Here is a 24595-nt window from a genome sequence, read left to right on the forward strand (position 1 = left end):
GAGCGGTTGGCGCTACCTGGATCCGGTGAGTCGGGGTGGGGGCAGGGCTGATGGGGTTCAACAATCCGCCCGTGCCGTGGTCGGAGCTCGAGAACGCGCTGTCGGACCGGCGGAGACCGGGCTCGCCGCCCGCCGACGGCGGCGACAGCCCGGCGTGGTCGACGAAGCGGCTGCCCTACGACCCCGGGCTCCTCCCGCCGGTCGAGAGGGAGGCCGGTCCGCTCGTGCCCTATGCCGAGCTGCACGCGCACTCGAACTTCAGCTTCCTCGACGGCGCCTCCTCTCCTGAGGAGCTGATCGAGGAGGCCACCCGGCTGCGCCTGCACGCCCTCGCCCTCACCGACCACGACGGCCTCTACGGCATCGTGCGCTTCGCCGAGGCCGCCGAGAAGCACGAGCTCGCCACGGTGTTCGGCGCCGAGCTCTCGCTCGATCTGAGCGGGCCGCAGAACGGCAGCCCCGATCCGGAGGGCTCGCACCTGCTCGTGCTCGCGCGGCGGCAGGAAGGCTACCACCGGCTCGCGGGGGCGATCACCTCCGCCCAGCTCGCCCCGGGCGCCGAGAAGGGCCGCCCTCTCTACGACCTCGAGGAGCTCGCGGGCCACGCCGACGGGCACTGGGCCGTGCTCACGGGCTGCCGCAAGGGCCCGGTGCGGCAGGCCCTCGACGACACGGGGGAAGACGGCGCTGCGGCCGAGATCGATCGCCTGGTGGCCCTGTTCGGCCGGGAGAACGTGCTCGTCGAGCTCTCCGACCGCGGCGACCCACGCGACAGCACCCGCAACGACGCTCTCGCCGCGATCGCCGGCAGGCAGGGGCTCGCCACGATCGCCACCGGCAACGTGCACTACGCGGCCCCCGGCCGGCACCGGCTCGCCCAGGCCCTCGCTGCGGTGCGCGCGCGGCGGAGCCTCGACGAGCTCGACGGCTGGCTCCCCGCCTCCCCGCACCTGCACCTGCGCTCCGGTGCAGAGATGGCCACCCGCTTCGGCCGTTTCACCGGAGCGGTGGAGCGCACGGTCGAGGTGGCCGACGACCTCTCGTTCCGGCTGCGCACGGCGAAGCCGAACCTGCCGAGGCAGGAGGTGCCGGAGGGGCACACGCCGATGTCGTGGCTCCGGCGGCTCGTGCAGGGCGCCATCCCCGAGAAGTACCCGCGGGCGAGCGAGGACGACCTGGCCCGCATCGACAAGGAGCTCGGGGTGATCGAGCTGAAGGACTTCCCGGGCTACTTCCTCATCGTCTACGACATCGTGCGCGAGGCCAGGAGCAGGGGCATCCTCTGCCAGGGCCGTGGCTCGGCCGCCAACTCGGCGGTCTGCTACCTGCTCGGCATCACCGCGGTCGACGCGATCGCCCGGCAGCTGCCCTTCGAGCGCTTCCTCTCGAGCATGCGCGACGAGGAGCCCGACATCGACGTCGACTTCGACTCGGACCGGCGGGAGGAGATCATCCAGTACGTCTACGAGAAGTACGGGCGCCGGAACGCGGCCCAGGTGGCGAACGTCATCACCTACCGGCCCAAGTTCGCGGTGCGCGACATGGCGAAGGCGCTCGGTCACAGCCCCGGGCAGCAGGATGCCTGGTCGAAGCAGGTGGAGCGCTGGGGCGGAGTCGTCGAGAGCGCCGACCACGACATCCCCGCCGAGGTGGTCGAGCTCGCCGAGCAGGTGCTGAAGTTCCCCCGCCATCTCGGCATCCACTCCGGCGGCATGGTGCTGACCGACCGGCCCGTGGGCGAGGTCTGCCCCATCGAGAATGCGCGCATGGAGAAGCGCACCGTGCTGCAGTGGGACAAAGACGACTGCGCCTGGATGGGACTCGTGAAGTTCGACCTGCTGGGGCTCGGCATGCTCTCTGCGCTGCAGTACACGATCGATCTCGTGAAGGAGTCGACCGGCACGGAGTGGTCGCTCGAGAACATCCCCAAGGAGGAGGAGGGTGTCTACGACATGCTCTGCCGCGCCGACTCGATCGGCGTGTTCCAGGTGGAGTCGCGGGCTCAGATGGGCACCCTGCCGCGCCTGCAGCCGAGGCGGTTCTACGACCTCGTGGTGGAGATCGCCCTCATCCGGCCCGGGCCCATCCAGGGCGGGGCCGTGCATCCGTACATCAGGCGCAAGCTCGGCCTCGAGGAGGTCACCTACCTGCACCCCAAGCTCAAGCCCGTGCTCGAGCGCACGCTCGGGGTGCCGCTGTTCCAGGAGCAGCTCATGCAGATGGCGATGGCGGTAGGCGACTGCTCGGCTGAGGATGCGGATCTGCTGCGCCGGGCGATGGGCTCCAAGCGCGGGCTCGAGAAGATCTCGTCGCTGCGGGAGAAGCTCTACAGCGGCATGGCCGGCAACGGGATCGTGGGCGACGACGCCGATCTGATCTACCGCAAGATCGAGGCGTTCGCGAACTTCGGCTTCGCCGAGAGCCACTCCACGAGCTTCGCGCTGCTGGTCTACGCGAGCTCGTGGTTCAAGCTGCACTACCCGGCCGCATTCCTCGCGGCGCTCCTGCGGGCGCAGCCCATGGGCTTCTACTCGCCGCAGACCCTCACGGCCGACGCCCGCCGTCACGGGGTGGAGGTGCGGCGGCCCGACATCCAGCGCTCGGGCGTGCAGGCCGGGCTCGAGCCCCTGCTGCTCGCGCACGGTGCTCCGGATGCTTCGGTTGAGCCGGGCGCGCGGGGCGCGACGGGCACGTCGGGCACGTTGGGCGCGACGGGCTCGCCGCTCGACGAGACGGGACTCGACGGCTGCGTGCTCGAGCCACCGCCCGTGCCGAATGTGTTCGACCGGTCGAAGCCCGACCGCTCGGCCGAGCACCGGCGCGACGGCCGGCTCGCCGTGCGGCTCGGGCTCGCGGAGGTCACCTCCATCGGCGAGACTCTCGCCACCCGCATCGTGACCGAGCGCGAGGAGCGCGGCCCCTACCTCAGCATGGCCGATCTCTCCCGCCGGGTGGGTCTGACCACCCCGCAGCTGGAGGCGCTCGCCACGGCCGGCGCCTTCGAACCGCTCGGCCTCACCAAGCGCGAGGCGCTGTGGGAGGCGGGCAACGCGTCCCAGGAGCGGCCGGAGTACCTCCCCGGCACCTTCGTGTCGGTGCAGCCGCCTCTGCTGCCGATGCTCTCGGCCGAGGAGCAGGTGGTCTACGACCTCTGGGCCACCGGCATCTCACCCGAGGGCCACCCCCTGCAGCACGTGCGCGCGCAGCTCCGGCAGCGCGGGGCCCTCTCGGTGGCGGATCTCGCGACCGCGGAACCGGGTCGCCGGATCGAGGTGGGCGGCGTGGTCACGCACCGTCAGCGCCCGGCCACCGCGAGCGGCATCACGTTCATGAACATCGAGGACGAGACGGGCCTCCTCAACGTGATCTGCGGTGTGGGGGTCTGGACCCGCTACCGCAGGGTGGCCCGGGAGTCCCCCGCCCTCATCGTGCGGGGGCTCCTCGAACGCACGAAGGAGGGCATCACGAACCTCGTGGCCGACCGCTTCGAGCCCCTCACCCTGAGCGCCAAGACCAACTCGCGCGACTTCCGCTGAGCGCCCGCCGCCACCGGGGAAACGACGGAGCCCGGTGCCAGACCGAGCGGTACGTCCGTCGATTGCCACCGAGCCTCCCGATCTCCGTCGATCGCCACCGGGCCGCCCCGATCCCCGTCGTCTCCGCAGGGGGCAGGGGGCAGGGGTGGGGGTGGTAGGGGCAGAGGGGGCGACGGTGGAAGGCAGCCGGCTAGTGCGCGGCCTCGTTCCAGTTCTGCCCGCGGCCGATCTGCACCTCGAGCGGCACCGAGAGGTCGGCGGCGGTCGACATGCGGTGCGTCACGACCGCCGAGAGCGCCTCCCACTCCCCCGGCGCCACGTCGAACACGAGCTCGTCGTGCACCTGCAGAAGCATCTTCGACGACAGCTCCTGCGACGCGAGGTCGGCGGCGATGTTCACCATGGCGATCTTGATGATGTCGGCGGCCGTGCCCTGGATGGGTGCGTTCAGCGCCGCCCGCTCGTCGTTGTCGCGGAGCACGCGGTTGTTGCTGTTGAGGTTCGCGAACGGCCGGCGGCGACCGAAGATGGTCTCGGTGTAGCCGTCGACCTTGGCCTGCACCACCACGTTGCGGAGGTAGTCGCGCACGCCGCCGAACCGCTCGAAGTAGTCGGTCATGAGCTGCTTGGCCTCGGCCGTCTCGATTCGGAGCTGCTTCGAGAGACCGAAGGCCGAGAGCCCGTAGGCGAGGCCGTACGACATCGCCTTGACCTTCGTGCGCATGTTCGGCGTGACGTCGGCGGGGTCGACCGAGAAGATCCGCGACCCCACGAAACGGTGCAGGTCTTCTCCCGAGTGGAAGGCCTCGATCAGCCCGGTGTCTCCCGAGAGGTGCGCCATGATGCGCATCTCGATCTGGGAGTAGTCGGCGGTGAGGAGGGACTCGAATCCGGAGCCCACCTGGAAGGCGGCACGGATGCGACGCCCCTCCTCGGTGCGCACCGGGATGTTCTGGAGGTTGGGATCGGTCGACGAGATGCGGCCCGTCGACGAGCCCGTCTGCACGTAGGTGGTGTGCACCCGCTCGTCCGGCGCGATCGCCTTGTCGACAGACTCGATGATCTGCCTGAGCTTCGTGGCGTCGCGGTGGGCGAGCAGCAGCCCGAGGAACGGATGCGGGTTCGAGGCCTGCAGGTCGGCCAGTGCCCCGGCATCGGTGGAGTACCCGGTCTTCGTGGCGCGGGTCTTCGGCATGTCGAGCTGGTCGAACAGCACCTCCTGGATCTGCTTGGGTGAGCCCAGGTTGACCTCGCGGCCGATGATGCCGAAGGCCTCGGTGGCGATGGCGGCGGCCGACTCGCCGAGCTCGCTCGAGAGCGCGGAGAGCTCGGCATGGCTCACGGTGACGCCCGTGAGCTCCATCTGGGCCAGCACGAGCAGCGTGGGCAGCTCGATGTCGACGAGCACGCCGCGCGTGCGGTCGTCGAGGAGCACAGACAGCGCGTCGGCCACCCGCAGGGCGTACCAGGCCTCTTCGGCAGGCCCCGTGACGGTGTCGCTGTCGGGCACGAGCTGGTTCGGATCGGCGGTGGGCAGGGTCTCGAGGAGGTGCCGGTCGACGAGCTGCGCGAGCGAGCGGTCGGCGCTCGACTCCGGCTTCAGCAGCCAGGCCGCGATCACCGGATCGAACGCCAGACCGGAGACGGGGAGGCCGGCGGCCACGAGCGACTTGATCTGCTTCTTGGCGTCGAACAGGATCTTGGGTGCCGACGAGGCGAGCCAGGCCTCGAGCGGCGCGTAGTCGCGGCTCGACGGCGTCCAGGGCAGGAAGACGGCCTCGTGCCTGGTGGCCAGCCCGATGGCGATGGGCACCGTGTCGAGCGTCTCGATCTGCACCGCCACAGGGTCTTTCTGCCGGGCGAGCCACGCGGCGAGCTCCTCGTCGAGCAGCGTCACGGGCACCGGCGCCTTCTCGGCCTTGGCCGCGGCCTCGGCGGCGGCCGCCTGGCCCACCTCGGAGTCTCCGGCGATGCCCTCGAGCTTCAGCACGCGGTCGAGCAGGGTGCGGAACTCCAGCCGCGCGAACACGTCGCGCACCTGCTGCTCGTCGGCGGGCTTGCGGAGGAGGTCTGAGGGGCCCACGGGGAGTTCGACATCCGTCAGCAGCCGGTTGAGCTTGCGGTTGCGGATGGCGTTGTCGGCGAACTCGCGCAGGTTGTTGCCGACGACCCCGGGGATCTCGTCGCGGTGCGCGAGGATCTCGTCGAGCGAACCGAACTGGTTGAGCCACTTGACCGCGGTCTTCTCGCCCACCTTGGGGATGCCAGGCAGGTTGTCGCTCGTCTCGCCCACGAGGGCCGCGATCTCCGGGTACTGCTCGGGGCGGATGCCGTAACGGTCGAACACCTTCGCCTGGTCGTAGCGCGTGAGGTCGGAGACGCCCTGGCGGGAGGGGTAGAGCAGGGTGACCTTGTCGGTGACGAGCTGGATGGCATCCCGGTCGCCGGAGACAACGAGCACGCGGTAGCCCTGCTCGCTGCCCTGGGCGGCGAGGGTGGCGAGGATGTCGTCGGCCTCGTAGTCCTCCTTCTCGATGGTCGTGATGCCGAGGGCGTGCAGGGCCTCCTGCAACAGCGGGACCTGGCCGATGAACTCGGGCGGGGTCTCGCCGCGGGTGCCCTTGTACTCCGGGTATTCGCGGGTGCGGAAGGAGAACCGCGAGATGTCGAACGCCACCGCGAGGTGGGTGGGCTTCTCGGCCTTGAGGAGGTTGATCAGCATCGCGATGAAGCCGTGGATGGCGTTCGTGTGCTGCCCATCACGGGTCTGGAAACTGTCGACGGGAAGGGCGTAGAACGCCCGGAACGCTAGTGAATGACCATCGATGACGAGGAGGGTAGGCTGATCTTTTTCCGGCACACGATCAGCCTACACACGGCCTCCGACAGCCATCCGAGACAGGAAGCGCAGCCATGACCGACGCATCGGACTCTTCACCTCTCGACGTCATGGAGGTGTTCGGCTACCGCGGCATCGGCACGCTCGCCGAGCGCATGGGCATCGAGTTCCTCGAGCTCACGGCCGAGCGCGCCGTGGCCAGGATGCCCGTAGAGGGCAACACACAGCCGCTCGGTCTGGTGCACGGCGGCGCCTACGTGGTGCTCGCCGAGAGCCTCGGCTCCACGGCGGCGAACCTGCACGCGGGCCCGGGCAAGGTGGCGATGGGGATCGAGATCAACGCGAGCCACTCCGGATCGGCCACCCAGGGCTGGGTGATCGGCACCTGCACGGCCATCCACCTCGGCCGGAGCCTCGCGACCCATCAGATCGAGGTCGACGACGAGAACGGCCGCCGGCTCTCGACGGTCCGCATCACGAACATCATCAAGGACCGACGGCCGGACCAGGTCTTCGAGAAGAGCTAGCGCAGAGAAGAGCCAGCGCAGAGTAGAGCCAGCGCAGAGAAAAGCTAGCGCAGAGAAGAGCGGCTAACCCCTATTTCTTCGGGCTCAACTGCTCGATGATCGCCTGCGCGACATCGTGCATGGTGAGCCGGCGATCCATCGAGGCCTTCTGGATCCAGCGGAACGCCTCGGGCTCGGTGAGGCCCATCTTCTCGTTGAGCAGGCCCTTGGCCCGGTCGACGAGCTTGCGGGTCTCGAAGCGCTCGACGAGGTCGGCGACCTCGGACTCGAGCGTGATGATCTGGGCGTAGCGCGAGAGGGCGATCTCGATCGCGGGCAGCAGGTCGTTCGGCGTGAACGGCTTCACCACGTAGGCGAGGGCGCCGGCTTCGGTGGCGCGTTCGACGAGCTCCTTCTGACTGAAGGCGGTGAGCAGCACGACCGGGGCGATGTGGTCCTTCGACAGTCGCTCGGCCGCGGAGATGCCGTCGAGCTGGGGCATCTTGACGTCCATGATCACGAGGTCGGGACGGAGCTCCGTGGCGAGGGCCACGGCGGTCTCGCCGTCTCCGGCCTCGCCCACCACGTCGAACCCGTTGTCCCGGAGGATCTCGACGATGTCGAGGCGGATCAGGGATTCGTCTTCGGCCACCACGACGCGGCGAGGCGCGGGTGTCGCTGGTTCTTGGTCAGTCACGATTCAACCCTACGGTATTCTTGAGCTCGCTCGTAGCAAGCCGGTGTGGCGGAATGGCAGACGCTGCGCACTCAAAATGCGCTGTCCGTAAGGGCGTGTGGGTTCGAGTCCCACCACCGGTACGAGGGCGGGGCGCCTCAGCCCTGGGGAATGGGCGTCGGTGTCGCGGTCGGCGTCGGCGTCACCTCGGTGCTCGCCTTCGACTCCTCCTCGGAGAAGATCGCCACGGGCACGTACTGGTGCACCACCTGGGTCGTGTAGGTGTTCGACAGCGGGCTGGTCTCGAACGAGACCTGCATGGCGAAGTCGAGCATGAGGCCTTCGGTGTCCTCTGCGAGCACGCCGATCTGCTGCGACTCGAGCTGGAACCCGCCCTTCGGCGAGGTGATGAGAAGACCGAGGCCCTGCTCCGAGCGCAGCGCCTCCGGGTCGAGGGTCACCTTCAGCGGGTCGGTGTTGAGCGCGTAGGGCAGCTCGACCTCGCCGGAGGTCGTCGTGGTCTTGGCCGTCACGGTGAGGTTCGACATGTAGACGCGGCGCTTCTGGTCGAACGTGGCCTCGGCCGAGACGCGGTTGTCGTAGACGCCGATGACGAACGAGAAGCGCTTGTCGGCCATCGGGGTCCAGTCGTGGGTCTTCTGCTCGGTCCAGACGTCGAGCTTCAGCTCGAGCTGCTCGGCGACGTCGACCGTGGGGTGCACGGAGCCCATGTCGGTGAAGACGGAGGCGAACTGCAGGCCGGGCTCGACCACGGCCACCGACTCGCCGTCCTCGCTGACCACGTTGGCCTTCTGACCGGCCGGGGTGGGGCCGACGCCGAACAGGGGCATGATCGTCGAGCAGCCCGAGAGCGCGACGACCGCGGCGAGGGCTGCACCGGCGCTGAGGGCACGGAGGGCGAGACGCTTACGAGACATGGGGGTGTTCTTTCGCTTCGGGTCAGACAGGAGATCGGCCCAGTGGGTGCTGGAGCATCCGAAATCTAGCAGTGCGTCCGCCTGCCGAAACGGGGTTCGGCCAGGAACCGATCGAGTCTTGATCGAATCCTGGCCGAATCCTGAGGGTCGCCCACCTGAGGGCAGGGAACACCGTGCGACTAGTTGTCGTAGAGCTCCGGAGCCAACGGGTTGTGTGCCGAGCCGACGATGTGCACGCGCATGTCGTTGGTGGTGCCGGCGGTTCCGGGAGGGGATCCGGAGATCACGATGACCTTGTCGCCGAGGGCAGCACGGCCGTTGCCGAGCAGGATGTCGTCGACCTGCACCATGAGCTCGTCGGTGTGCTTCACACGGTCGACGAGGTAGGAGCGCACGCCCCAGCTGAGCGCCATGCGGTTGCGGATGCCGGGCTCGGGCGTGAAGCCGAGGATGGGGATGCTCGAGCGCAAGCGGGTCATGCGGCGCACGGAGTCGCCGGACTCCGTGAAGACGCAGAGGAACTTGGCGCCCACGAAGTCGCCGACCTCGGCCGCGGCCAGGGTGACGGCTCCGCCCTGGGTGCGCGGCTTCGTGCCGAGGGCGGGGATGCGCTCGAGGCCGTGCTCCTCGGTGGACTCGATGATGCGCGCCATGGTCTGCACGGTGATCACCGGGAACTCGCCCACGCTCGTCTCGCCCGAGAGCATGACCGCGTCGGCGCCGTCGAGCACCGCATTGGCGCAGTCGGAGGCCTCGGCGCGCGTGGGGCGCGGAGACGAGATCATGGACTCGAGCACCTGGGTGGCGACGATGACGGGCTTGGCCATCCGGCGCGACAGCTCGACCGCGCGCTTCTGCACGATCGGAACCGCCTCGAGGGGCAGCTCCACACCGAGGTCGCCTCTGGCCACCATGATGCCGTCGAAGGCGTCGATGATCTCCTCGAGGTTGTCGACGGCCTGCGGCTTCTCGATCTTGGCGATGACGGGGACGCGGCGCCCCTCCTCCTCCATGATCGAGTGCACGTCGTCGACGTCGGCGGCGTTGCGCACGAAGGAGAGGGCGATGTAGTCGGCGCCGAGCTTGAGGCCCCAGCGCAGGTCTGCGATGTCCTTCTCGCTCATGGCGGGGACGTTGACGGCGACGCCGGGCAGGTTGATGCCCTTGTTGTTCGACACGGCGCCGGGGACCTCGACGCGCGTGGTGACCACGGTGCCGTCGGTCTCGAGCACGCGGAGGCCGACCTTGCCGTCGTCGATCAGCAGCGGGTCGCCCGGTGCCACGTCGTCCGGCAGACCCTTGTAGGTCGTGGAGGAGATCTCCTTGTTGCCGATGATGTCCTCGATGGTGATCTTGAAGATGTCACCCTCGGCGAGGTCGTAGGGGCCGTTCTCGAACTTGCCGAGCCGGATCTTCGGGCCCTGCAGGTCGACGAGCACGGCCACGGCGCGGCCCGAGTCCTCGGCGGCCTTGCGGACGTTCGCGTAGACGGCCTCGTGCACGTCGTAGCTGCCGTGGCTGAGGTTCATCCGGGCGACGTCGACGCCGGCGTCGATGATGGCTCTGATCGTGTCATAGCTAGAGGTTGCCGGACCGAGGGTGGCGACGATTTTCGCACGTCTCATCAGTGTGTACTTCTCCGAGTTCTGCGCGGTAGCGCATGGGGGTGGTGGATGTGGAGAGCGGTTTCGCAGGGAGGCTATCAGACCGAGATGGCGCGGTCGGTGGGCTTCACGGGGAAGGGGAGCTCGGTCGATCCTTCGAGGTAGCGGTCGACCGCGGATGCGGCTGCGCGCCCCTCGGCGATCGCCCAGACGATGAGCGACTGGCCGCGGCCGGCGTCGCCCGCCACGAAGACACCGGGGGTGGTGGTCTGGTAGTCGCCGTCGCGCTCGAGGTTGCCTCGTTGGTCGAACCGGGTGTCGAGCTGACCGAGGAGCTGGTCCGGCTCCGCGCCCGTGAAGCCGAGCGCGAGCAGCACGAGGTCGGCGGGGATCTCGTGCTCGGTGCCCGCCTTGGGCACCCGGCGGCCGTCGAGGTACTCGGTCTCGGCCACGCGGATGGCGCGCACCTCGCCCGAGTCGTTGCGCAGGAACTCCACGGTGGAGGCGAGGTACTTGCGCTCCCCGCCCTCTTCGTGGGCGCTCGACACCTCGAACAGCGTCGGGAACATGGGCCAGGGCTGGTGCTCCGGGCGCTCGGTGGGCGGCTGGATGCCGATGGCGAGGTTGGTGACCGAGAGGGCGCCCTGGCGGTGGGCGGTTCCGATGCAGTCCGCGCCGGTGTCGCCGCCGCCGAGGACGACGACGTGCTTGCCCTCGGCCGTGATCTGGCCGAGCAGGTCGTCGCCCGCTCCGGCCTTGTTCTGCTGCACGAGGTACTCCATGGCGAAGTGCACGCCGTCGAGATCGCGGCCGGGGATGGCCAGGTCGCGCGGCACGGTCGATCCGGTGCAGACGATCACGGCGTCGTAACGCGCCCGCAGATCGCTCCACGAGATGTCGACGCCGATCTCGATGCCGGCGCGGAAGCGGGTGCCCTCGGCCATCATCTGGGTCAGTCGCGCCTCGAGGTGCTTCTTCTCCATCTTGAAGTCCGGGATGCCGTAGCGCAGCAGGCCGCCGATGCGGTCGTCGCGCTCGTAGACGGCCACGGTGTGGCCGGCCCGGGTGAGCTGCTGAGCGGCGGCGAGGCCGGCGGGGCCCGAGCCCACGACGGCGATCGTCTTGCCGGTGAGGCGCTCTGGCGGGTGCGGCTGCACCCAGCCGTTCGCGAACGCCTGATCGATGATCGAGACCTCGACCTGCTTGATCGTCACAGGCGGCTGGTTGATGCCGAGCACGCACGACGACTCGCACGGAGCAGGGCAGAGGCGCCCGGTGAACTCCGGGAAGTTGTTCGTGGCGTGCAGCCGCTCGATGGCCTGGCGGCCCTCGTCGCGCCAGGTCAGGTCGTTCCACTCCGGGATCAGGTTGCCGAGCGGGCAGCCGTGGTGGCAGAACGGGATGCCGCAGTCCATGCAGCGTCCTGCCTGTCGCCGGGTGGTGGCCGCGTCGCCCTGCTCGTAGACCTCTTTCCAGTCCATGAGCCGCACGGAGACCGGTCGGCGTGCGGGGAGTTCGCGGTCCTGTGTCTTCAGGAAGCCCTTGGGATCAGCCACCTGTCACCTCCAAAATGCGGCCCCAGACGACGTCGCCGTCGGGGTCCAGTCCTTCTTCGACCGCTTCCTGCCGGGTGGCCAGCACTGCCGCGTAGTCACGCGGGAGCACCTTGGTGAAGGCGGCGATGGTCGTGTCGAGATCGGCGAGCATCCTGGCCGCCAGCGGCGACCCGGTCTCCGACTCGTGGCGCTTCAGCAGCTCGCGCACGATCTCGGCGTCGGCGGCTGTGAGCGGGAGCAGCTGCAGCTCCCCGGATCCCAGCGAGTCGGCGTTCACGCTCTCCGGGTGGAGGTCGTGGATGTAGGCGGTGCCGCCCGACATGCCGGCGCCGAGGTTGCGGCCCGTGGCGCCGAGGATGAGGGCCGTGCCGCCCGTCATGTACTCGAGCGCGTGGTCGCCCACGCCCTCGACGACGGCGGTGGCGCCCGAGTTCCGCACGAGGAAGCGCTCCCCCACGATGCCGCGGAGGAACATGCTGCCGCGCGTGGCGCCGTAGCCGATCACGTTGCCGGCGATGACGTTGCGCTCGGCCGGGAAGACCGAGCGGCGGTCGGGGCGCAGGATGATCTCGCCGCCCGAGAGCCCCTTGCCGACGTAGTCGTTGGAGTCGCCCTCGAGGCGGAGCGTGATGCCCGCGGGCAGGAACGCGCCGAGCGACTGGCCGGCCGATCCCAGCAGGGTCACCTGGATGGTGCCGTCGGGAAGGCCCTTCTCGCCGTGCCGCTTCGTGACCTCGTGGCCGAGCATGGTGCCCACGGCCCGCTCGGTGTTGCGGATGGGCAGGGTGATGGCCACGGGCTCGGCGTGGTCGAGAGCCGCTCCGGCCTCCTGGATCAGGCGGTTGTCGAAGTGCTCGTGCAGCTCGTGCTCCTGCGCGCGGCGGTTGGCGCGCGGCTCGTCCTCGGCGAACACCGGGCCCACGAGCACGGGGGCGAGGTCGAGGCCGTCGGCCTTCCAGTGGTCGACCGCGGCATCGACGTCGAGCAGCTCGTTGTGGCCGATGATCTCCTCGAGCGAGCGGAAGCCGAGCTCGGCGAGGTACTCGCGCACCTCCTGGGCCAGGAACTCGAAGAAGTTCACCACGAACTCGGGCTTGCCGGTGAAGCGGGCGCGGAGCTCGGGGTTCTGCGTGGCGACGCCCACGGGGCACGTGTCGAGGTGGCAGACGCGCATCAGGATGCAGCCCTCCACCACGAGCGGCGCCGTCGCGAAGCCGTATTCCTCGGCGCCGAGCAGGGCGCCGATGATGACGTCGCGGCCGGTCTTCATCTGGCCGTCGACCTGCACCACCACGCGGTCGCGCATGCCGTTGAGCATAAGGGTCTGCTGGGTCTCGGCGAGGCCGATCTCCCACGGGGTGCCCGCGTGCTTGAGGGAGTTCAGCGGGCTCGCACCCGTGCCGCCGTCGTGGCCGGAGACGAGCACGACGTCGGCGAGGGCCTTCGTGACACCCGCTGCGACAGCGCCGATGCCGTTCTGGCTCACGAGCTTGACGTGCACGCGGGCCTCGGGGTTGGCGCGCTTGAGGTCGAAGATGAGCTGCTTGAGGTCTTCGATCGAGTAGATGTCGTGGTGCGGCGGCGGCGAGATGAGGCCGACACCGGCGGTGGCGTGACGGGTGCGTGCGACCCACGGGTAGACCTTCGTGGGCGGCAGCTGGCCGCCCTCGCCGGGCTTCGCGCCCTGCGCCATCTTGATCTGGATGTCGGTGGCATGCGTGAGGTACATGCTCGTCACACCGAACCGGCCCGAGGCGACCTGCTTGATCGCGCTCCGGCGCTCGGGGTCGAGCAGGCGGTCGGCGTCTTCGCCGCCCTCACCGGTGTTCGACTTGCCGCCGAGGCGGTTCATCGCGATCGCGAGGGTCTCGTGCGCCTCCTTGGAGATCGAGCCGTAGCTCATGGCTCCGGTGGAGAAGCGCTTGACGATCGACTCGACCGACTCCACCTCGTCGAGCGGCACGGCGGGGCGGATGCCCGTGCGCAGCTTGAACAGGCCCCGCAGGGTCATCAGGTTCTGGGCCTGGTCGTCGACGAGCTGCGTGTACTCGCGGAAGATGTCGTAGCGGCGCGCCCGGGTGGCGTGCTGCAGCCGGAACACGGTGTCCGGGTTGAACAGGTGCGGAGGGCCCTCGCGGCGCCACTGGTACTCGCCGCCCACGGCGAGCGGCTCATGTGCGGTGACCGCGCCGTCCTCCGGGTAGGCCAGGCGGTGGCGGGAGGCGCTCTCGGCGGCGATCACGTCGATGCCGACGCCGCCGAGCTTGGAGGAGGTGCCCGTGAAGTACTCGGCGACGAACTCGGGAGCGAGGCCGACGGCCTCGAACGTCTGCGCCCCCGCGTAGGAGGACACCGTCGAGATGCCCATCTTCGACATGATCTTGAGCACGCCCTTGCCGAGCGCCTTGATCACGTTCTTGACGGCCTTCTCGGGGGTGACCCCCGTGATGACACCGGAGCGGACGAGGTTCTCGACCGTCTCCATGGCGAGGTACGGGTTGACGGCGGAGGCGCCGTAGCCGATCAGGAGCGCGATGTGGTGCACCTCGCGCACGTCACCGGCCTCGACGATCAGTCCGACCTTCATGCGGGTCTGCTTGCGGATGAGGTGGTGGTGCACTCCCGCGAGCATGAGCAGGGAGGGCACGGGCGCCAGGTCTTTGTTGGAGTCTCGGTCCGAGAGCACGAGGAACTCGGCTCCGGCCTCGATCGCCTCGTCGGCTTCACGGCACATCGCGGCGATGCGGTTCTGCATCGCCTTGGGGCCCTCGTCGACCCGGTAGAGGCCCTTGAGGGTGGTGGTGAGCCGGCTGCCGGAGGTCGGGTCGATGTGCTGGATCTTCGCGAGCTCGTCGTTGTCGATCACCGGGAAGTCGAGGATGACCTGACGGGTGTGCTCCGGCGTGGCCGCGAGCAGGTTTCGCTCGGGGCCGAGGCCCAGGCGGAGACTCGTGACGACCTCTTCGCGGATGGAGTCGAGCGGCGGGTTCGTGACCTGCGCGAACTGCTGCGTGAAGTAGTCGAAGAGCAGCCGCGGGCGCTCGGAGAGCACGGCGATGGGGGTGTCGGAGCCCATGGCGCCGAGCGGCTCGGCACCGTTCTTCGCCATCGGGGTCAGCAGGATCCGCACCTCCTCCTCGGTGTAGCCGAATGTGCGCTGACGGCGGGTGACCGACGCCGGGGTGTGCACGATGTGCTCGCGCTCGGGCAGGTCGCGGAGGTTGATGCGGCCCTGCTCGAGCCAGGAACCGTAGGGCTCGGCGGACGCGAGCTCTGCCTTGATCTCGTCGTCCTCGATCAGGCGCCCGGCGGCGGTGTCGACGAGGAACATCTTGCCGGGGCGGATGCGGCCCTTCCGCACGACCCGCGAGGGGTCGACATCCGGGAAGACGCCGATCTCGCTCGCGAGCACCACGAGGCCGTCGTCGGTGATGAGGTAGCGGCCGGGGCGCAGGCCGTTGCGGTCGAGCGTGGCGCCCGCGAGCGTGCCGTCGGTGAAGATGAGGGCGGCGGGGCCGTCCCACGGCTCCATCATCATCGAGTGGTACTCGTAGAAGGCGCGACGGGCCTCGTCGAAGTCCTTCTGGTTCTCCCAGGCCTCGGGCACCATCATCATGATGGCGTGCGGCAGTGAGCGGCCGGCGAGCGTGAGCAGCTCGACGACCTCGTCGAACGAGCCGGAGTCGCTGAGGCCGGGGGTCACGATCGGGTAGAGCGGCGAGAGGTCGCCGAGCAGCTCCGACTCGAGCTGCGACTGGCGCGCGCGCATCCAGTTGCGGTTGCCCTGCACGGTGTTGATCTCGCCGTTGTGCGCCATCATGCGCAGCGGCTGCGCGAGCGGCCACGACGGGAACGTGTTGGTGGAGTAGCGCGAGTGCACGAGCGCGAGCTTCGAGGCGAAGCGCTCGTCCGAGAGGTCGGGGTAGAACGGCTCGAGCTGGAGCGTCGTCACCATGCCCTTGTAGGTGAGCGTGCGGCACGAGAGCGACATGAAGTACACCTCGTGCTCGAGCTCGGCGCGCTTGCGCAGGCGCCAGGTCTGGCGGTCGAGATCGATGCCCGACAGAGTGGCTCCGGATGCCGTGGTGCGCACCGACTGCAGGAAGAGCTGGAAGATGGCGGGCATGGCGTCCCGCGCCAGGCGACCGAGCTCGTCGGGGCGCACGGGCACCTCGCGCCAGCCGAGGATCTGCAGGTCCTCCTGGTGGGCGAGGTCGCGGATGCGGTCCATGACCTCCTGACGCTCCGCGGCGTCGAGCGGGAGGAAGGCGTTGCCCACGGCGTAGCGGCCCACGGGAGGCAGCTCGAAGCCCGCGACGGCGCGCAGGAACTCGTCCGGGATCTGGGTGAGGATGCCGGCGCCGTCGCCGGTGCCCGCGTCGGAGCCGATGGCGCCGCGGTGCTCGAGGTTGCGCAGGGCGCCGAGCGCCGTGTCGATGATGTCGTGACCGGCGGTGCCGCGGAGCGTGGCGACCATGGCGAGGCCGCAGGCATCCTTCTCGGCGGTGGGGTCGTAAAGACCTTGAGCCGCGGGAAGGGCGCTGAAGCTGAAACTCTGGTTCGGCTGGGTGGCCATAGAGAACCGTCCTCTACGTGTTGCTTAGGGAACTGGGACGACGATGGCCCATGGATATCAAGGATTCCCGCGGAAGATCTGCGCGGGTGAGGATCGCTCCGAATTCACTTGTGGCGCTCGGGTCGATCGATCCTACCTCAGCGGGGGCTGCGGCGGATGAAGGGCGACCTCAGCGCGCGGTGCCCCCCGCCAGCGTGGCGGCGAGGCGGCCGACCGCGGGCACTCCCCCGTCGGCCAGCGCCTTGACGAGAGCGGATCCCACGATAGCCCCGTCGGCGTAGCCGAGGATCTCGGCGATCTGCTCGGCCGTCGAGATGCCGATGCCTACGGCGAGGCTCTCGGCGCCCTGTTCGCGAAGGCGGGTCACGAGCGTGCGGGCCGCGGCGTCGAGGTCTGCCCGCGCTCCGGTGATGCCCATGGTCGAGACCGTGTAGACGAAGCCCCGGCTGTGCTCCACGGCGAGCCGGAGGCGCTCGTCGGTCGAGGTCGGTGCCGCGAGGAACACGCGGTCGAGGCCCGTGCGGTCGCTCGTGACGAGCCAGTCAGCGCCTGAATCGACCGTGAGGTCGGGCGTGATGAGCCCGGCGCCGCCCGCCGAGACGAGGTCGTCGGCGAAGCGGTCGACGCCGTACTGCAGCACGGGGTTCCAGTAGGTCATCAGCAGCACGGGGGCGTCGACACGGGCGCGGATGCGCTCCACGGCCCTGAACGCGTCGCCGAGGCGGGTCCCGTTCTTCAGCGCCTGCACGGTGGCGGCCTGGATGACCGGTCCGTCCATGACCGGGTCGGAGTAGGGCAGCCCGAGCTCGAGCACGTCGACGCCGTTCTCGACGAGCGCGACCGCCGCGTCGATGCTCGCGTCGAGCGTGGGGAACCCCACGGGCAGGTAGCCCACGAGAGCGCCCGAGCGGTCGGAGTTGGCGCGCGCGATGGCGGAACCCACCGGGCTCACGATGGTGGTCATGTCCTGGCGTTCCCCTGCTCGTCGAGCACGTCGAAATAGTGGCCGGCGGTCTCGACGTCCTTGTCTCCGCGACCCGAGAGGTTGACGAGGATCGTGGCATCCGGACCGAGCTCGCGGCCGAGCTCGATCGTGCCGGCCAGCGCGTGCGCCGACTCGATCGCCGGAATGATGCCCTCGGTCGTGCAGAGCAGCCGGAAGGCCGCCATGGCGGCGGAGTCGGTGACGGGGAGGTACTGCGCCCGGCCGATCGAGGAGAGCCATGCGTGCTCGGGCCCGACGCCCGGGTAGTCGAGGCCGGCCGAGATCGAGTGGGAGTCGAGCGTCTGGCCGTCCTCGTCCTGCAGCATGAAGCTGCGCGAGCCGTGCAGCACACCCGGGCGGCCCTTGGTGATGGTCGCGGCGTGCTGCGGGGTGTCGACCCCGAGACCGGCGGCCTCGTAGCCGAAGAGCTTGACCGAGGGGTCGTCGAGGAAGGCGTGGAAGATGCCGATCGCATTCGATCCGCCGCCGACGCACGCGGTGACGGCGTCCGGCAGCGAACCGGTGAGGTCGATCACCTGCTGGCGGGCCTCCTCACCGATGACCTTCACGAAGTCGCGCACCATGGCCGGGAAGGGGTGCGGACCCGCGACCGTGCCGAGGAGGTAGTGAGTGGACTCGACGTTGGCGACCCAGTCGCGGAACGCCTCGTTGAGAGCGTCCTTGAGCGTGCGGGTGCCGCTCGCGACGGGCACGACCTCGGCGCCGAGCAGGCGCATCCTGGCCACGTTGAGGGCCTGGCGCTCGGTGTCGACCTCACCCATGTAGACGACGCACTCCATGCCGAACAGCGCGGCTGCCGTCGCCGTGGCCACGCCGTGCTGGCCGGCGCCGGTCTCGGCGATCAGGCGCTTCTTGCCGATCCGCTTCGCCAGCAGGGCCTGGCCGAGCACGTTGTTGATCTTGTGCGAGCCCGTGTGGTTGAGGTCCTCGCGCTTCAGGATGATGCGGGCGCCGCCGGCGTGGCGGGCGAAGCGGGGCACCTCGGTGAGGATCGACGGCCGCCCCGTGTAGGTGCGGCCGAGCTCGGCGAGTTCGCGGTGGAACTCCGGGTCGAGCTTGGCGAGCTGGTAGGCCTCGTCGAGCTCGTCGAGGGCGGCGATGAGCGACTCGGGCATGAAGCGCCCGCCGAACTCACCGAAGAAGGGGCCCGCCTCGGCGCGGAGCGACGGCGCGGCATCCGGTGTCGGTGCGGCCGGGGTGGTCGAGGTCTGGGTCGTGTCGGTCATACGGAGAGGAACTCCTTCAGTGTCGCCACCGGGTCGCCGTTCGTGACGAGGGCCTCGCCGACGAGGACGACGTCGGCGCCGGCGGCGCGGTAGTGGGCCACGTCGGCGGCGTTCAGGACGGCCGATTCGGCGATCTTGACGGTGCCCGTGGGGATGCGTTCGGCCAGTCGGCCGAAGAGGTCGGAGTCGAGCTCGAAGGTGCTGAGGTCGCGCGCGTTCACGCCGATCAGCCCGGCTCCGAGATCGACGGCGCGCGACACCTCGACGGCGTCGTGCGTCTCGACGAGCGGCGTCATGCCGAGCGAGAGCACGAACTCGTGCAGGCGCACGAGGGTCGGCTGGTCGAGGGCGGCCACGATGAGCAGCACGAGGTCGGCACCGGCGGCACGCGCCTCGAGCACCTGGTACTCCTCGGCGATGAAGTCCTTGCGGAGCACGGGGACCTCGACCCTTGCCCGCACGGCCTCGAGGTCGGCGAGCGACCCCTTGAAGCGGCGGCCCTCGGTGAGCACGCTGATGGCGGAGGCTCCACCCGCGGCGTAGAGGCCCGCGAGCTCGGCGGGGTCGGCGATGTCGGCGAGGTCACCGCGCGAGGGGCTCGCGCGCTTGACCTCGGCGATGATTTTGACGCGGTCGGCGGGGGCCAGCAGGGCGAGGGCGTCGAGTGCGGGGGCCTTGGCCTCCGCCGCCGCCTCCACCGCCGCGAGGCTCCGGACCGACCGGCGCTCCGTCGCGTCCTCGAGCGCTCCGGCTACGAGTTCGGCGAGCACCTGGGTCAGTGCTCCTTCTGCAGAGTCTTCGTGCCGTTCACGCCGTAGCCGGCGCGCGAGAGGATGAAGCCCAGCAGGAATCCCAGCAGCGTGAGGCCGGCAGCGGCCCAGACGAGCCACTGCACGTCGAAGAAGAAGGCCACGGTGCCGATCGCGATGCCCACGAGCGACACGATCACGCCGGTCCAGGCGGCGAGGGAGTGGCCCTCGCCCAGTTCGTCCTCTTCGTGGCTCATCGATCTCTTCCTGTCTGGTGGTCGTCGTTCGAAGTCGAGTCTACCGGGGTCTCCCGGTGGGCCGAGCCAGCGCGCCGGGTCGGATCCGTGCCGCGGGTCAGGTCGTCCCAGCTGTCGACGGCGGCATCCCGCGCGGTCGTAGCGGGCGTGCGGTGTGGGGGGCCGGCATCCGGATCGTCGTCGAAGAAGTCGGCCAGATCCCCGCTCTGCCGCCCGTCGGCGCCCTGGAAGGTGACCGCCTGGTACTTGCGGCCCGCGCTCGGCCAGCGCCGGACGGTCGCGATCACCACGAGTCCCGCGACCACCATGAGAGCGCCGAGCGCGACCGTGACGGCGGGCCAGGGGCTCTGCTCGCCCACCTCGACGAGGGCACGCACCGAGCTCGTGCCTGCCACACCGGTGGTGGTCGTGACGACAGCGGCGCCGGCGGCCACCGGGTCGGTCAGGGCCCCGGTGCCCGACCAGAGCACGCTCGCGCCGAGCAGCACCTCGAGGGCGCCGAGCACGATCCGCACGACCGGCCCGGCGATCGCGAGCGCTCCCGCGAGGGCGAGCCCGGCGAGGCCCAGCGCCGAGAGCGCGGGGGCTGCGACCGAGCCGGGCACCTCGAGAACGCGTTCGGAGGTGGAGTCGGCCGCCACGAGCACGAGACTCCCCCAGGGCTGGGACCAGGCGAGGAACGCGAGCGCCGACAGCAGCAGCACCGTCACGATCGTGAGCAGCTTCAGCCGGCGGCCGTCGCCTGTGCGCTCCGGGGCGGTCGACATCAGCGCACCCTGGTCATGGCGTTGGCCACGGCCACCGCGCGAAGCGGCGCCGCCGCCTTGTTCTGCGACTCCTGGAACTCGCTGTCGGGGTCGGAGTCGGCCACCAGCCCGCCGCCGGCCTGCACCCGGGCGATGCCGTCGCGGATGGTGGCGGTGCGGATGGCGATCGCGAGGTCGGCGTCGCCGCCGAACCCGAAGTAGCCCACGACTCCCCCGTAGAGGCCGCGCTGGGCGGGCTCGAGCTCGTCGATGATCTCGAGAGCGCGGGGCTTGGGCGCGCCCGAGAGCGTGCCGGCCGGGAAGGTGGCCCTGAAGACGTCGATCGCATCGACTCCGGGTCTGAGCGCGCCCTCGACCGACGACACGATGTGCATGATGTGGCTGAACCGCTCCACCCGCATGAACTCCGTGACCTCCACGGAGGCCGCCTCGCAGACCTTCAGCAGGTCGTTGCGCGCGAGATCGACGAGCATGAGGTGCTCGGCGCGCTCCTTCTGGTCGCCGAGCAGCTCCTGCTCGAGTTCGAGATCCTGCTGCGGCGTGCTGCCGCGGGGCTTGGAGCCGGCGATCGGATGCGTCAGGGCCCGGCCCTTCTCCACCTTCACGAGCGCCTCGGGGCTCGACCCCACCACCTGGTAGGGCGTGCCGTCGGTGTCGACGAGCGTGAGCAGGTACATGTAGGGGCTCGGGTTGAGCGTGCGCAGCACCCGGTAGACGTCGAGCGGATGCGCCGTGCTCTCGAGCTCGAAGCGCTGCGAGATCACGACCTGGAAGATGTCGCCCTCGCGGATGTGCTCCTTGGCCACCTCGATGGCGTCGAGGAAGTCTGCTCGCTCGGTGCGCGCATCCGGAGTCGTCGACAGTGAGAAGTCGGCGGTGGCGAGCCAGGCCTCGGAGGGGGCTGCGAGGGCGCCCTGCAGGCGGTCGAGGCTCTCCTGGGCCTCCCCCCACAGCGTGTCGGACGCTGGTGCGTCGGCCGCGTGATCGCCGTCGGCGAGCACGTTCACGACGAGCTGCACGGTGCCCTCGCGGTGGTCGACCACCACGATCTCGGAGACGAACGAGAGCCCCTGGCTCGGGATGCGGTAGTCGGCGGGCGGGCGGTTCGGCAGCCGCTCGATCTGGCGCACGGTCTCCCAGCCGATGAAGCCGACGAGGCCTCCGGTGAGGGGCGGATGCGTGGGCACGGCGGGCGTCTTCCACTGGTCGTAGAGCGCGCTCACCGCGGCCAGCGGTCCCTCGGGGAGCCCGCCGGGGAAGGCGCGCTCGACCGGCAGTCCGAGATCGAGCCAGCGCGCGGCGTCGCCCTCCTCGGTGAGCAGGCCGAAACTGGAGACGCCGATGAACGAGAAGCGCGACCAGATGCCGCCCTGCCCGGCAGACTCGAGCAGGAACGTGCCGGGCCTGCCGTCGGCGAGCTTGCGGTAGATGCCGAGCGGGGTCTCGCCGTCGGCGAAGAGCTCGCGGATGACGGGGATGACCCGGTGCCCCTCACGCAGGCGGTCGAACTCCGCGCGGGTGGTGCTGGAGGAGCTCACGGGAGCACCACCGGGTCGAGCGGGTCGACGTCGAAGCAGCGGCGCGCGCCGGTGTGGCAGGCGACGCCCACCTGGTCGACCTGCACGAGCAGCGTGTCATCGTCGCAGTCGAGCGCGGCGCCCTTGACGAACTGCACGTGGCCCGAGGTGTCGCCCTTCCGCCAGTACTCCTGGCGCGAACGCGACCAGTAGGTCACGCGGCCCTCGGTGAGGGTGCGGCGGAGCGCCTCGGCGTCCATGTAGCCCAGCATGAGCACCTCCTTGGTGTCCCACTGCTGGATGACGGCGGGCAGGAGGCCCTTGTCGTCGAAGTGGGCCCGTGCGAGCACGTCGTCGACCTCGCTCATCGCACGACCACCCCTTCCCGTCTCAGTTCGTCCTTGACGTCGCCGACCGTCATCTCGCGGAGGTGGAACACGCTCGCGGCGAGCACGGCGTCGGCTCCCGCCCGCACCGCGGCACCGAAGTGCTCGACCTTGCCCGCGCCACCCGAGGCGATCACGGGCACGCTGCTGGCCTCGCGCATGAGGGTCACGAGCTCGAGGTCGAAGCCGTCCTTCGTGCCGTCGGCGTCGATGGAGTTGACCAGCAGCTCGCCGGCCCCGCGCTCGACGGCCTCGCGGGCCCAGTCGAGGGCGTCGAGCTCCGTCTCGCGGCGGCCGCCGTGCGTGGTCACCACGAAGCCGCTCGGGGTGCGGCCCGGCTCACTCGTGCGCTTGACGTCGAGCGAGAGCACGAGCACCTGGGCCCCGAAGCGGTCGGCGATCTCGCCGAGCAGCTCGGGCCGGGCGATCGCGGCGCTGTTGACGCCCACCTTGTCGGCACCGTGGGCGAGGAGCCTCGCCACGTCGTCGTCCGAGCGCACGCCGCCGCCGACGGTGAGCGGGATGAAGACCTGCTCGGCGGTCTGGCGCACGACGTCGTACATCGTGTCGCGCGCGTCGACCGTCGCGGTGACGTCGAGGAAGGTGATCTCGTCGGCACCCTGCTCGGAGTAGAGCCGGGCGAGCTCGACGGGGTCGCCGGCGTCGCGGAGGTTCTGGAAGTTCACGCCCTTCACCACGCGGCCCGCCGCCACGTCGAGACAGGGAATGACCCGCACGGCGAGCGACATCAGATCCTCGCGGCGTGGATGGGGCTGACCAGGATGGCCCTGGCACCCACCTCGTAGAGCGCGTCCATGACCTGGTTCGTGTCGCGCCGGGGCACCATCGAGCGCACGGCCACCCACTCGGGGTCGTGCAGCGGCGAGATGGTGGGGCTCTCGATGCCGGGGGTGAGGGCGGATGCCTCGTCGAGGTGCTCGACGCGCACGTCGTAGTCCATGAGCACGTACTGTCGCGCCACGAGCACGCCCTGGAGGCGGCGCAGGAGGGTGCCGGCGCCGGGGTGCTCGGTGCCCGAGGAGATCAGCACGGCGGTGGACTCGAGGATCACGGGGCCGAAGATCTCGAGCCCGGCCGTGCGGAGCGTCGAACCCGTGCTCACCACGTCGGCCACGGCATCCGCGACCCCGAGGCGAACGGCGGATTCGACGGCGCCGTCGAGGCGCACGAGGGTGGCCGTGATGCCGCGTTCCTTGAGGAACGCGCCGACGAGGCCAGGGTAGCTCGTGGCCACGCGCTTGCCCTCGAGGGTCTCGAGCTCGATGCCGGTGCCCTTGGGGCGCGCGAACCGGAAGGTCGACTCGCCGAAGTCGAGCGTGGCGGTCTCGGTGGCGGGCGACTCGGAGTCGAGCAGCAGGTCGCGGCCGGTGATGCCCACGTCGAGGGCGCCGGAGCCCACGTAGGTGGCGATGTCGCGAGGGCGCAGGTAGAAGAACTCGACGTCGTTGCGCGGGTCGAGCACCACGAGCTCGCGCGAGTCGCGACGGCCTTGGTAGCCCGCCTCGGCGAGCATCTGGAAGGCGGTTTCGGAGAGGGAGCCCTTGTTGGGCACCGCGATCTTGAGCATGGGGGTGGGGGTCTTTCGGGTGGGGATCGGTCTCGGGACGCGCTCGAACGGTCTACAGATGTCGGTAGACGTCGGCCGGGGTGAGACCCTTGGCCAGCATCAGCACCTGCAGGTGGTAGAGCAGCTGGGAGATCTCCTCGGCCGCGTTCTCGTCGCTCTCGTACTCGGCGGCCATCCACACCTCGGCGGCCTCTTCGACGATCTTCTTGCCGATGAAGTGCACGCCGGCGTCGAGCTCGCGCACGGTGCCGGAGCCCTCGGGGCGCTCGGCGGCCTTGGCGGAGAGCTCGAGGAACAGCTCGTCGAAAGTCTTCACCCCACAAGGCTACTAGTCACCCGCCCCGGCCCTGTCCATCTGCACGGATCGCGGCTCCTGCACAAGCTCGGTGTGAGGGCCGGCAGTCCACAGATTTCGGCACCACGGTCATCGGAGGCGCGGGACCGGCGAGGCTCGCCGCATGACTGATGCACCAGCAGGAGCGATGACGGAGCCGATCGAGAGCGACCACGAGCTCGGGCGGGTGGTGGAGGACGTGGTGGGGGCGGCGATCGTGGATCGAGTGTGGTTGCTGTTCCTCGACGGGGAGCGACGGGTGCTGCCGACGCTGCTGCCGGTCGACGGGTTCCGGCTGGGTGATCCGCTCACGAACGGAGAGGTCAGGGCGCTCATCCGCCTCGCGGAGGGCGTGGCGGCCACGATCGATGCCGTCGAGGCCGTCGTGGTGTGGGAGCGCGTCGGCGGGCGTCGCCTCCTGGCGGCAGAGCGGGTGCTCGTCGATCGGCTGACCGCGCTGTTCCCGCTCGACGGGCTGGTGCTGAGGGCGCAGTTCCTCAGTCACTCACTGGGGGTGCTGAAGCTGTGATGCGC

19 protein-coding genes and 1 tRNA gene are annotated in these 24595 nt (G+C 70.0%); 4 read left to right on the top strand and 16 right to left on the bottom strand.

All coding sequences use genetic code 11. From position 1 onward, the window contains the following. The first annotated feature begins 50 nt into the window (after positions 1–50). On the top strand, positions 51–3536 hold the full coding sequence (locus N1028_RS08630; protein WP_259526633.1) for an error-prone DNA polymerase: 3486 nt from the start codon (positions 51–53) through the stop codon (positions 3534–3536). A gap of 190 nt (positions 3537–3726) precedes the next feature. Here N1028_RS08630 and polA read toward each other — a convergent pair whose 3' ends face one another. After that, positions 3727–6396 carry a DNA polymerase I gene (gene polA / locus N1028_RS08635; RefSeq protein ID WP_259526638.1) on the bottom strand — a complete coding sequence of 890 codons (2670 nt, stop codon included), beginning with the start codon at positions 6394–6396 and terminating at the stop codon, positions 3727–3729. A gap of 53 nt (positions 6397–6449) precedes the next feature. Between polA and N1028_RS08640 the strand changes: the two genes are divergently transcribed. Next, on the top strand, positions 6450–6902 hold the full coding sequence (locus N1028_RS08640; RefSeq protein ID WP_259526642.1) for a PaaI family thioesterase: 453 nt from the start codon (positions 6450–6452) through the stop codon (positions 6900–6902). Positions 6903–6972: 70 nt separating this feature from the next. Here the strand turns inward: N1028_RS08640 and N1028_RS08645 are convergent, their stop codons facing one another. After that, positions 6973–7578 carry an ANTAR domain-containing response regulator gene (locus tag N1028_RS08645; RefSeq protein WP_259526646.1) on the bottom strand — a complete coding sequence of 202 codons (606 nt, stop codon included), beginning with the start codon at positions 7576–7578 and terminating at the stop codon, positions 6973–6975. Positions 7579–7617: 39 nt separating this feature from the next. Between N1028_RS08645 and N1028_RS08650 the strand changes: the two genes are divergently transcribed. Next, positions 7618–7700 (top strand) — tRNA-Leu (locus tag N1028_RS08650). Between the two features lie 15 nt (positions 7701–7715). Here N1028_RS08650 and N1028_RS08655 read toward each other — a convergent pair. From N1028_RS08655 to N1028_RS08720, 14 genes are all read right to left on the bottom strand, one after another. Continuing rightward, complete coding sequence (locus tag N1028_RS08655; protein WP_259526647.1) at positions 7716–8495, bottom strand: hypothetical protein; 780 nt, start codon at positions 8493–8495, stop codon at positions 7716–7718. Between the two features lie 179 nt (positions 8496–8674). Further along, on the bottom strand, positions 8675–10120 hold the full coding sequence (pyk, locus tag N1028_RS08660) for a pyruvate kinase (protein ID WP_259526648.1): 1446 nt from the start codon (positions 10118–10120) through the stop codon (positions 8675–8677). A 77-nt stretch (positions 10121–10197) separates the two neighbouring features. Next, positions 10198–11655, bottom strand: coding sequence for a glutamate synthase subunit beta (locus N1028_RS08665; protein WP_259526649.1), 1458 nt, complete (start codon positions 11653–11655; stop codon positions 10198–10200). After that, positions 11648–16231, bottom strand: coding sequence for a glutamate synthase large subunit (gene gltB, locus N1028_RS08670; protein WP_259526650.1), 4584 nt, complete (start codon positions 16229–16231; stop codon positions 11648–11650). The genes N1028_RS08665 and gltB overlap by 8 nt, the downstream gene beginning before the upstream one ends. 169 nt (positions 16232–16400) lie before the next feature. Beyond that, positions 16401–17195 carry a tryptophan synthase subunit alpha gene (gene trpA / locus N1028_RS08675; RefSeq protein ID WP_259526651.1) on the bottom strand — a complete coding sequence of 265 codons (795 nt, stop codon included), beginning with the start codon at positions 17193–17195 and terminating at the stop codon, positions 16401–16403. Next, entirely contained in the window at positions 17192–18463 is a 1272-nt protein-coding gene (gene trpB / locus N1028_RS08680) for a tryptophan synthase subunit beta (protein WP_259526652.1), read from the bottom strand. The genes trpA and trpB overlap by 4 nt, the downstream gene beginning before the upstream one ends. Next, positions 18460–19233: an indole-3-glycerol phosphate synthase TrpC gene (gene trpC, locus N1028_RS08685; protein WP_259526653.1), complete on the bottom strand. Its 774-nt coding sequence runs from the start codon at positions 19231–19233 to the stop codon at positions 18460–18462. Before trpC ends, trpB begins: the two co-directional genes overlap by 4 nt. Positions 19234–19238: 5 nt before the next feature. Further along, positions 19239–19469, bottom strand: coding sequence for a DUF6704 family protein (locus N1028_RS08690; protein ID WP_259526654.1), 231 nt, complete (start codon positions 19467–19469; stop codon positions 19239–19241). Beyond that, on the bottom strand, positions 19466–20236 hold the full coding sequence (locus N1028_RS08695; RefSeq protein ID WP_259526655.1) for a Trp biosynthesis-associated membrane protein: 771 nt from the start codon (positions 20234–20236) through the stop codon (positions 19466–19468). Before N1028_RS08695 ends, N1028_RS08690 begins: the two co-directional genes overlap by 4 nt. Further along, positions 20236–21774 (bottom strand): anthranilate synthase component I, encoded by a 1539-nt coding sequence (locus N1028_RS08700; RefSeq protein ID WP_259526656.1) that lies wholly within the window; start codon positions 21772–21774, stop codon positions 20236–20238. The genes N1028_RS08695 and N1028_RS08700 overlap by 1 nt, the downstream gene beginning before the upstream one ends. Continuing rightward, complete coding sequence (gene hisI / locus N1028_RS08705) at positions 21771–22121, bottom strand: phosphoribosyl-AMP cyclohydrolase (protein ID WP_259526657.1); 351 nt, start codon at positions 22119–22121, stop codon at positions 21771–21773. Before hisI ends, N1028_RS08700 begins: the two co-directional genes overlap by 4 nt. After that, positions 22118–22888: an imidazole glycerol phosphate synthase subunit HisF gene (hisF, locus tag N1028_RS08710; RefSeq protein ID WP_259526658.1), complete on the bottom strand. Its 771-nt coding sequence runs from the start codon at positions 22886–22888 to the stop codon at positions 22118–22120. The genes hisI and hisF overlap by 4 nt, the downstream gene beginning before the upstream one ends. Next, a complete protein-coding gene (hisG, locus tag N1028_RS08715; protein ID WP_259526659.1) occupies positions 22888–23727 on the bottom strand; it encodes an ATP phosphoribosyltransferase in 840 nt (279 codons plus the stop codon). The genes hisF and hisG overlap by 1 nt, the downstream gene beginning before the upstream one ends. A gap of 52 nt (positions 23728–23779) precedes the next feature. Beyond that, on the bottom strand, positions 23780–24043 hold the full coding sequence (locus tag N1028_RS08720) for a phosphoribosyl-ATP diphosphatase (RefSeq protein WP_259526660.1): 264 nt from the start codon (positions 24041–24043) through the stop codon (positions 23780–23782). Between the two features lie 142 nt (positions 24044–24185). On the opposite strand from N1028_RS08720, the gene N1028_RS08725 reads away from it, so the two are divergent. Beyond that, positions 24186–24590: a hypothetical protein gene (locus tag N1028_RS08725; protein ID WP_259526661.1), complete on the top strand. Its 405-nt coding sequence runs from the start codon at positions 24186–24188 to the stop codon at positions 24588–24590. The last annotated feature ends 5 nt before the right edge of the window (positions 24591–24595 follow it).

This window comes from Herbiconiux oxytropis, assembly GCF_024979315.1.
Taxonomy (GTDB): Bacteria; Actinomycetota; Actinomycetes; order Actinomycetales; family Microbacteriaceae; genus Herbiconiux; species Herbiconiux oxytropis.

What these genes read in the sequence shown, in the direction of transcription:
- N1028_RS08630 (WP_259526633.1), top strand. Translation starts at nt 51, where the DNA reads ATGGGGTTCAACAATCCGCCCGTGCCGTGGTCGGAGCTCGAGAACGCG.
- pyk (WP_259526648.1), bottom strand. Translation starts at nt 10,120, where the DNA reads ATGAGACGTGCGAAAATCGTCGCCACCCTCGGTCCGGCAACCTCTAGC.
- N1028_RS08690 (WP_259526654.1), bottom strand. Translation starts at nt 19,469, where the DNA reads ATGAGCCACGAAGAGGACGAACTGGGCGAGGGCCACTCCCTCGCCGCC.
- trpA (WP_259526651.1), bottom strand. Translation starts at nt 17,195, where the DNA reads ATGACCACCATCGTGAGCCCGGTGGGTTCCGCCATCGCGCGCGCCAAC.
- N1028_RS08640 (WP_259526642.1), top strand. Translation starts at nt 6,450, where the DNA reads ATGACCGACGCATCGGACTCTTCACCTCTCGACGTCATGGAGGTGTTC.
- trpB (WP_259526652.1), bottom strand. Translation starts at nt 18,463, where the DNA reads ATGACCGACACGACCCAGACCTCGACCACCCCGGCCGCACCGACACCG.
- hisF (WP_259526658.1), bottom strand. Translation starts at nt 22,888, where the DNA reads ATGTCGCTCGCCGTGCGGGTCATTCCCTGTCTCGACGTGGCGGCGGGC.
- N1028_RS08695 (WP_259526655.1), bottom strand. Translation starts at nt 20,236, where the DNA reads ATGTCGACCGCCCCGGAGCGCACAGGCGACGGCCGCCGGCTGAAGCTG.
- N1028_RS08725 (WP_259526661.1), top strand. Translation starts at nt 24,186, where the DNA reads ATGACTGATGCACCAGCAGGAGCGATGACGGAGCCGATCGAGAGCGAC.
- hisI (WP_259526657.1), bottom strand. Translation starts at nt 22,121, where the DNA reads ATGAGCGAGGTCGACGACGTGCTCGCACGGGCCCACTTCGACGACAAG.
- hisG (WP_259526659.1), bottom strand. Translation starts at nt 23,727, where the DNA reads ATGCTCAAGATCGCGGTGCCCAACAAGGGCTCCCTCTCCGAAACCGCC.
- gltB (WP_259526650.1), bottom strand. Translation starts at nt 16,231, where the DNA reads ATGGCCACCCAGCCGAACCAGAGTTTCAGCTTCAGCGCCCTTCCCGCG.
- N1028_RS08655 (WP_259526647.1), bottom strand. Translation starts at nt 8,495, where the DNA reads ATGTCTCGTAAGCGTCTCGCCCTCCGTGCCCTCAGCGCCGGTGCAGCC.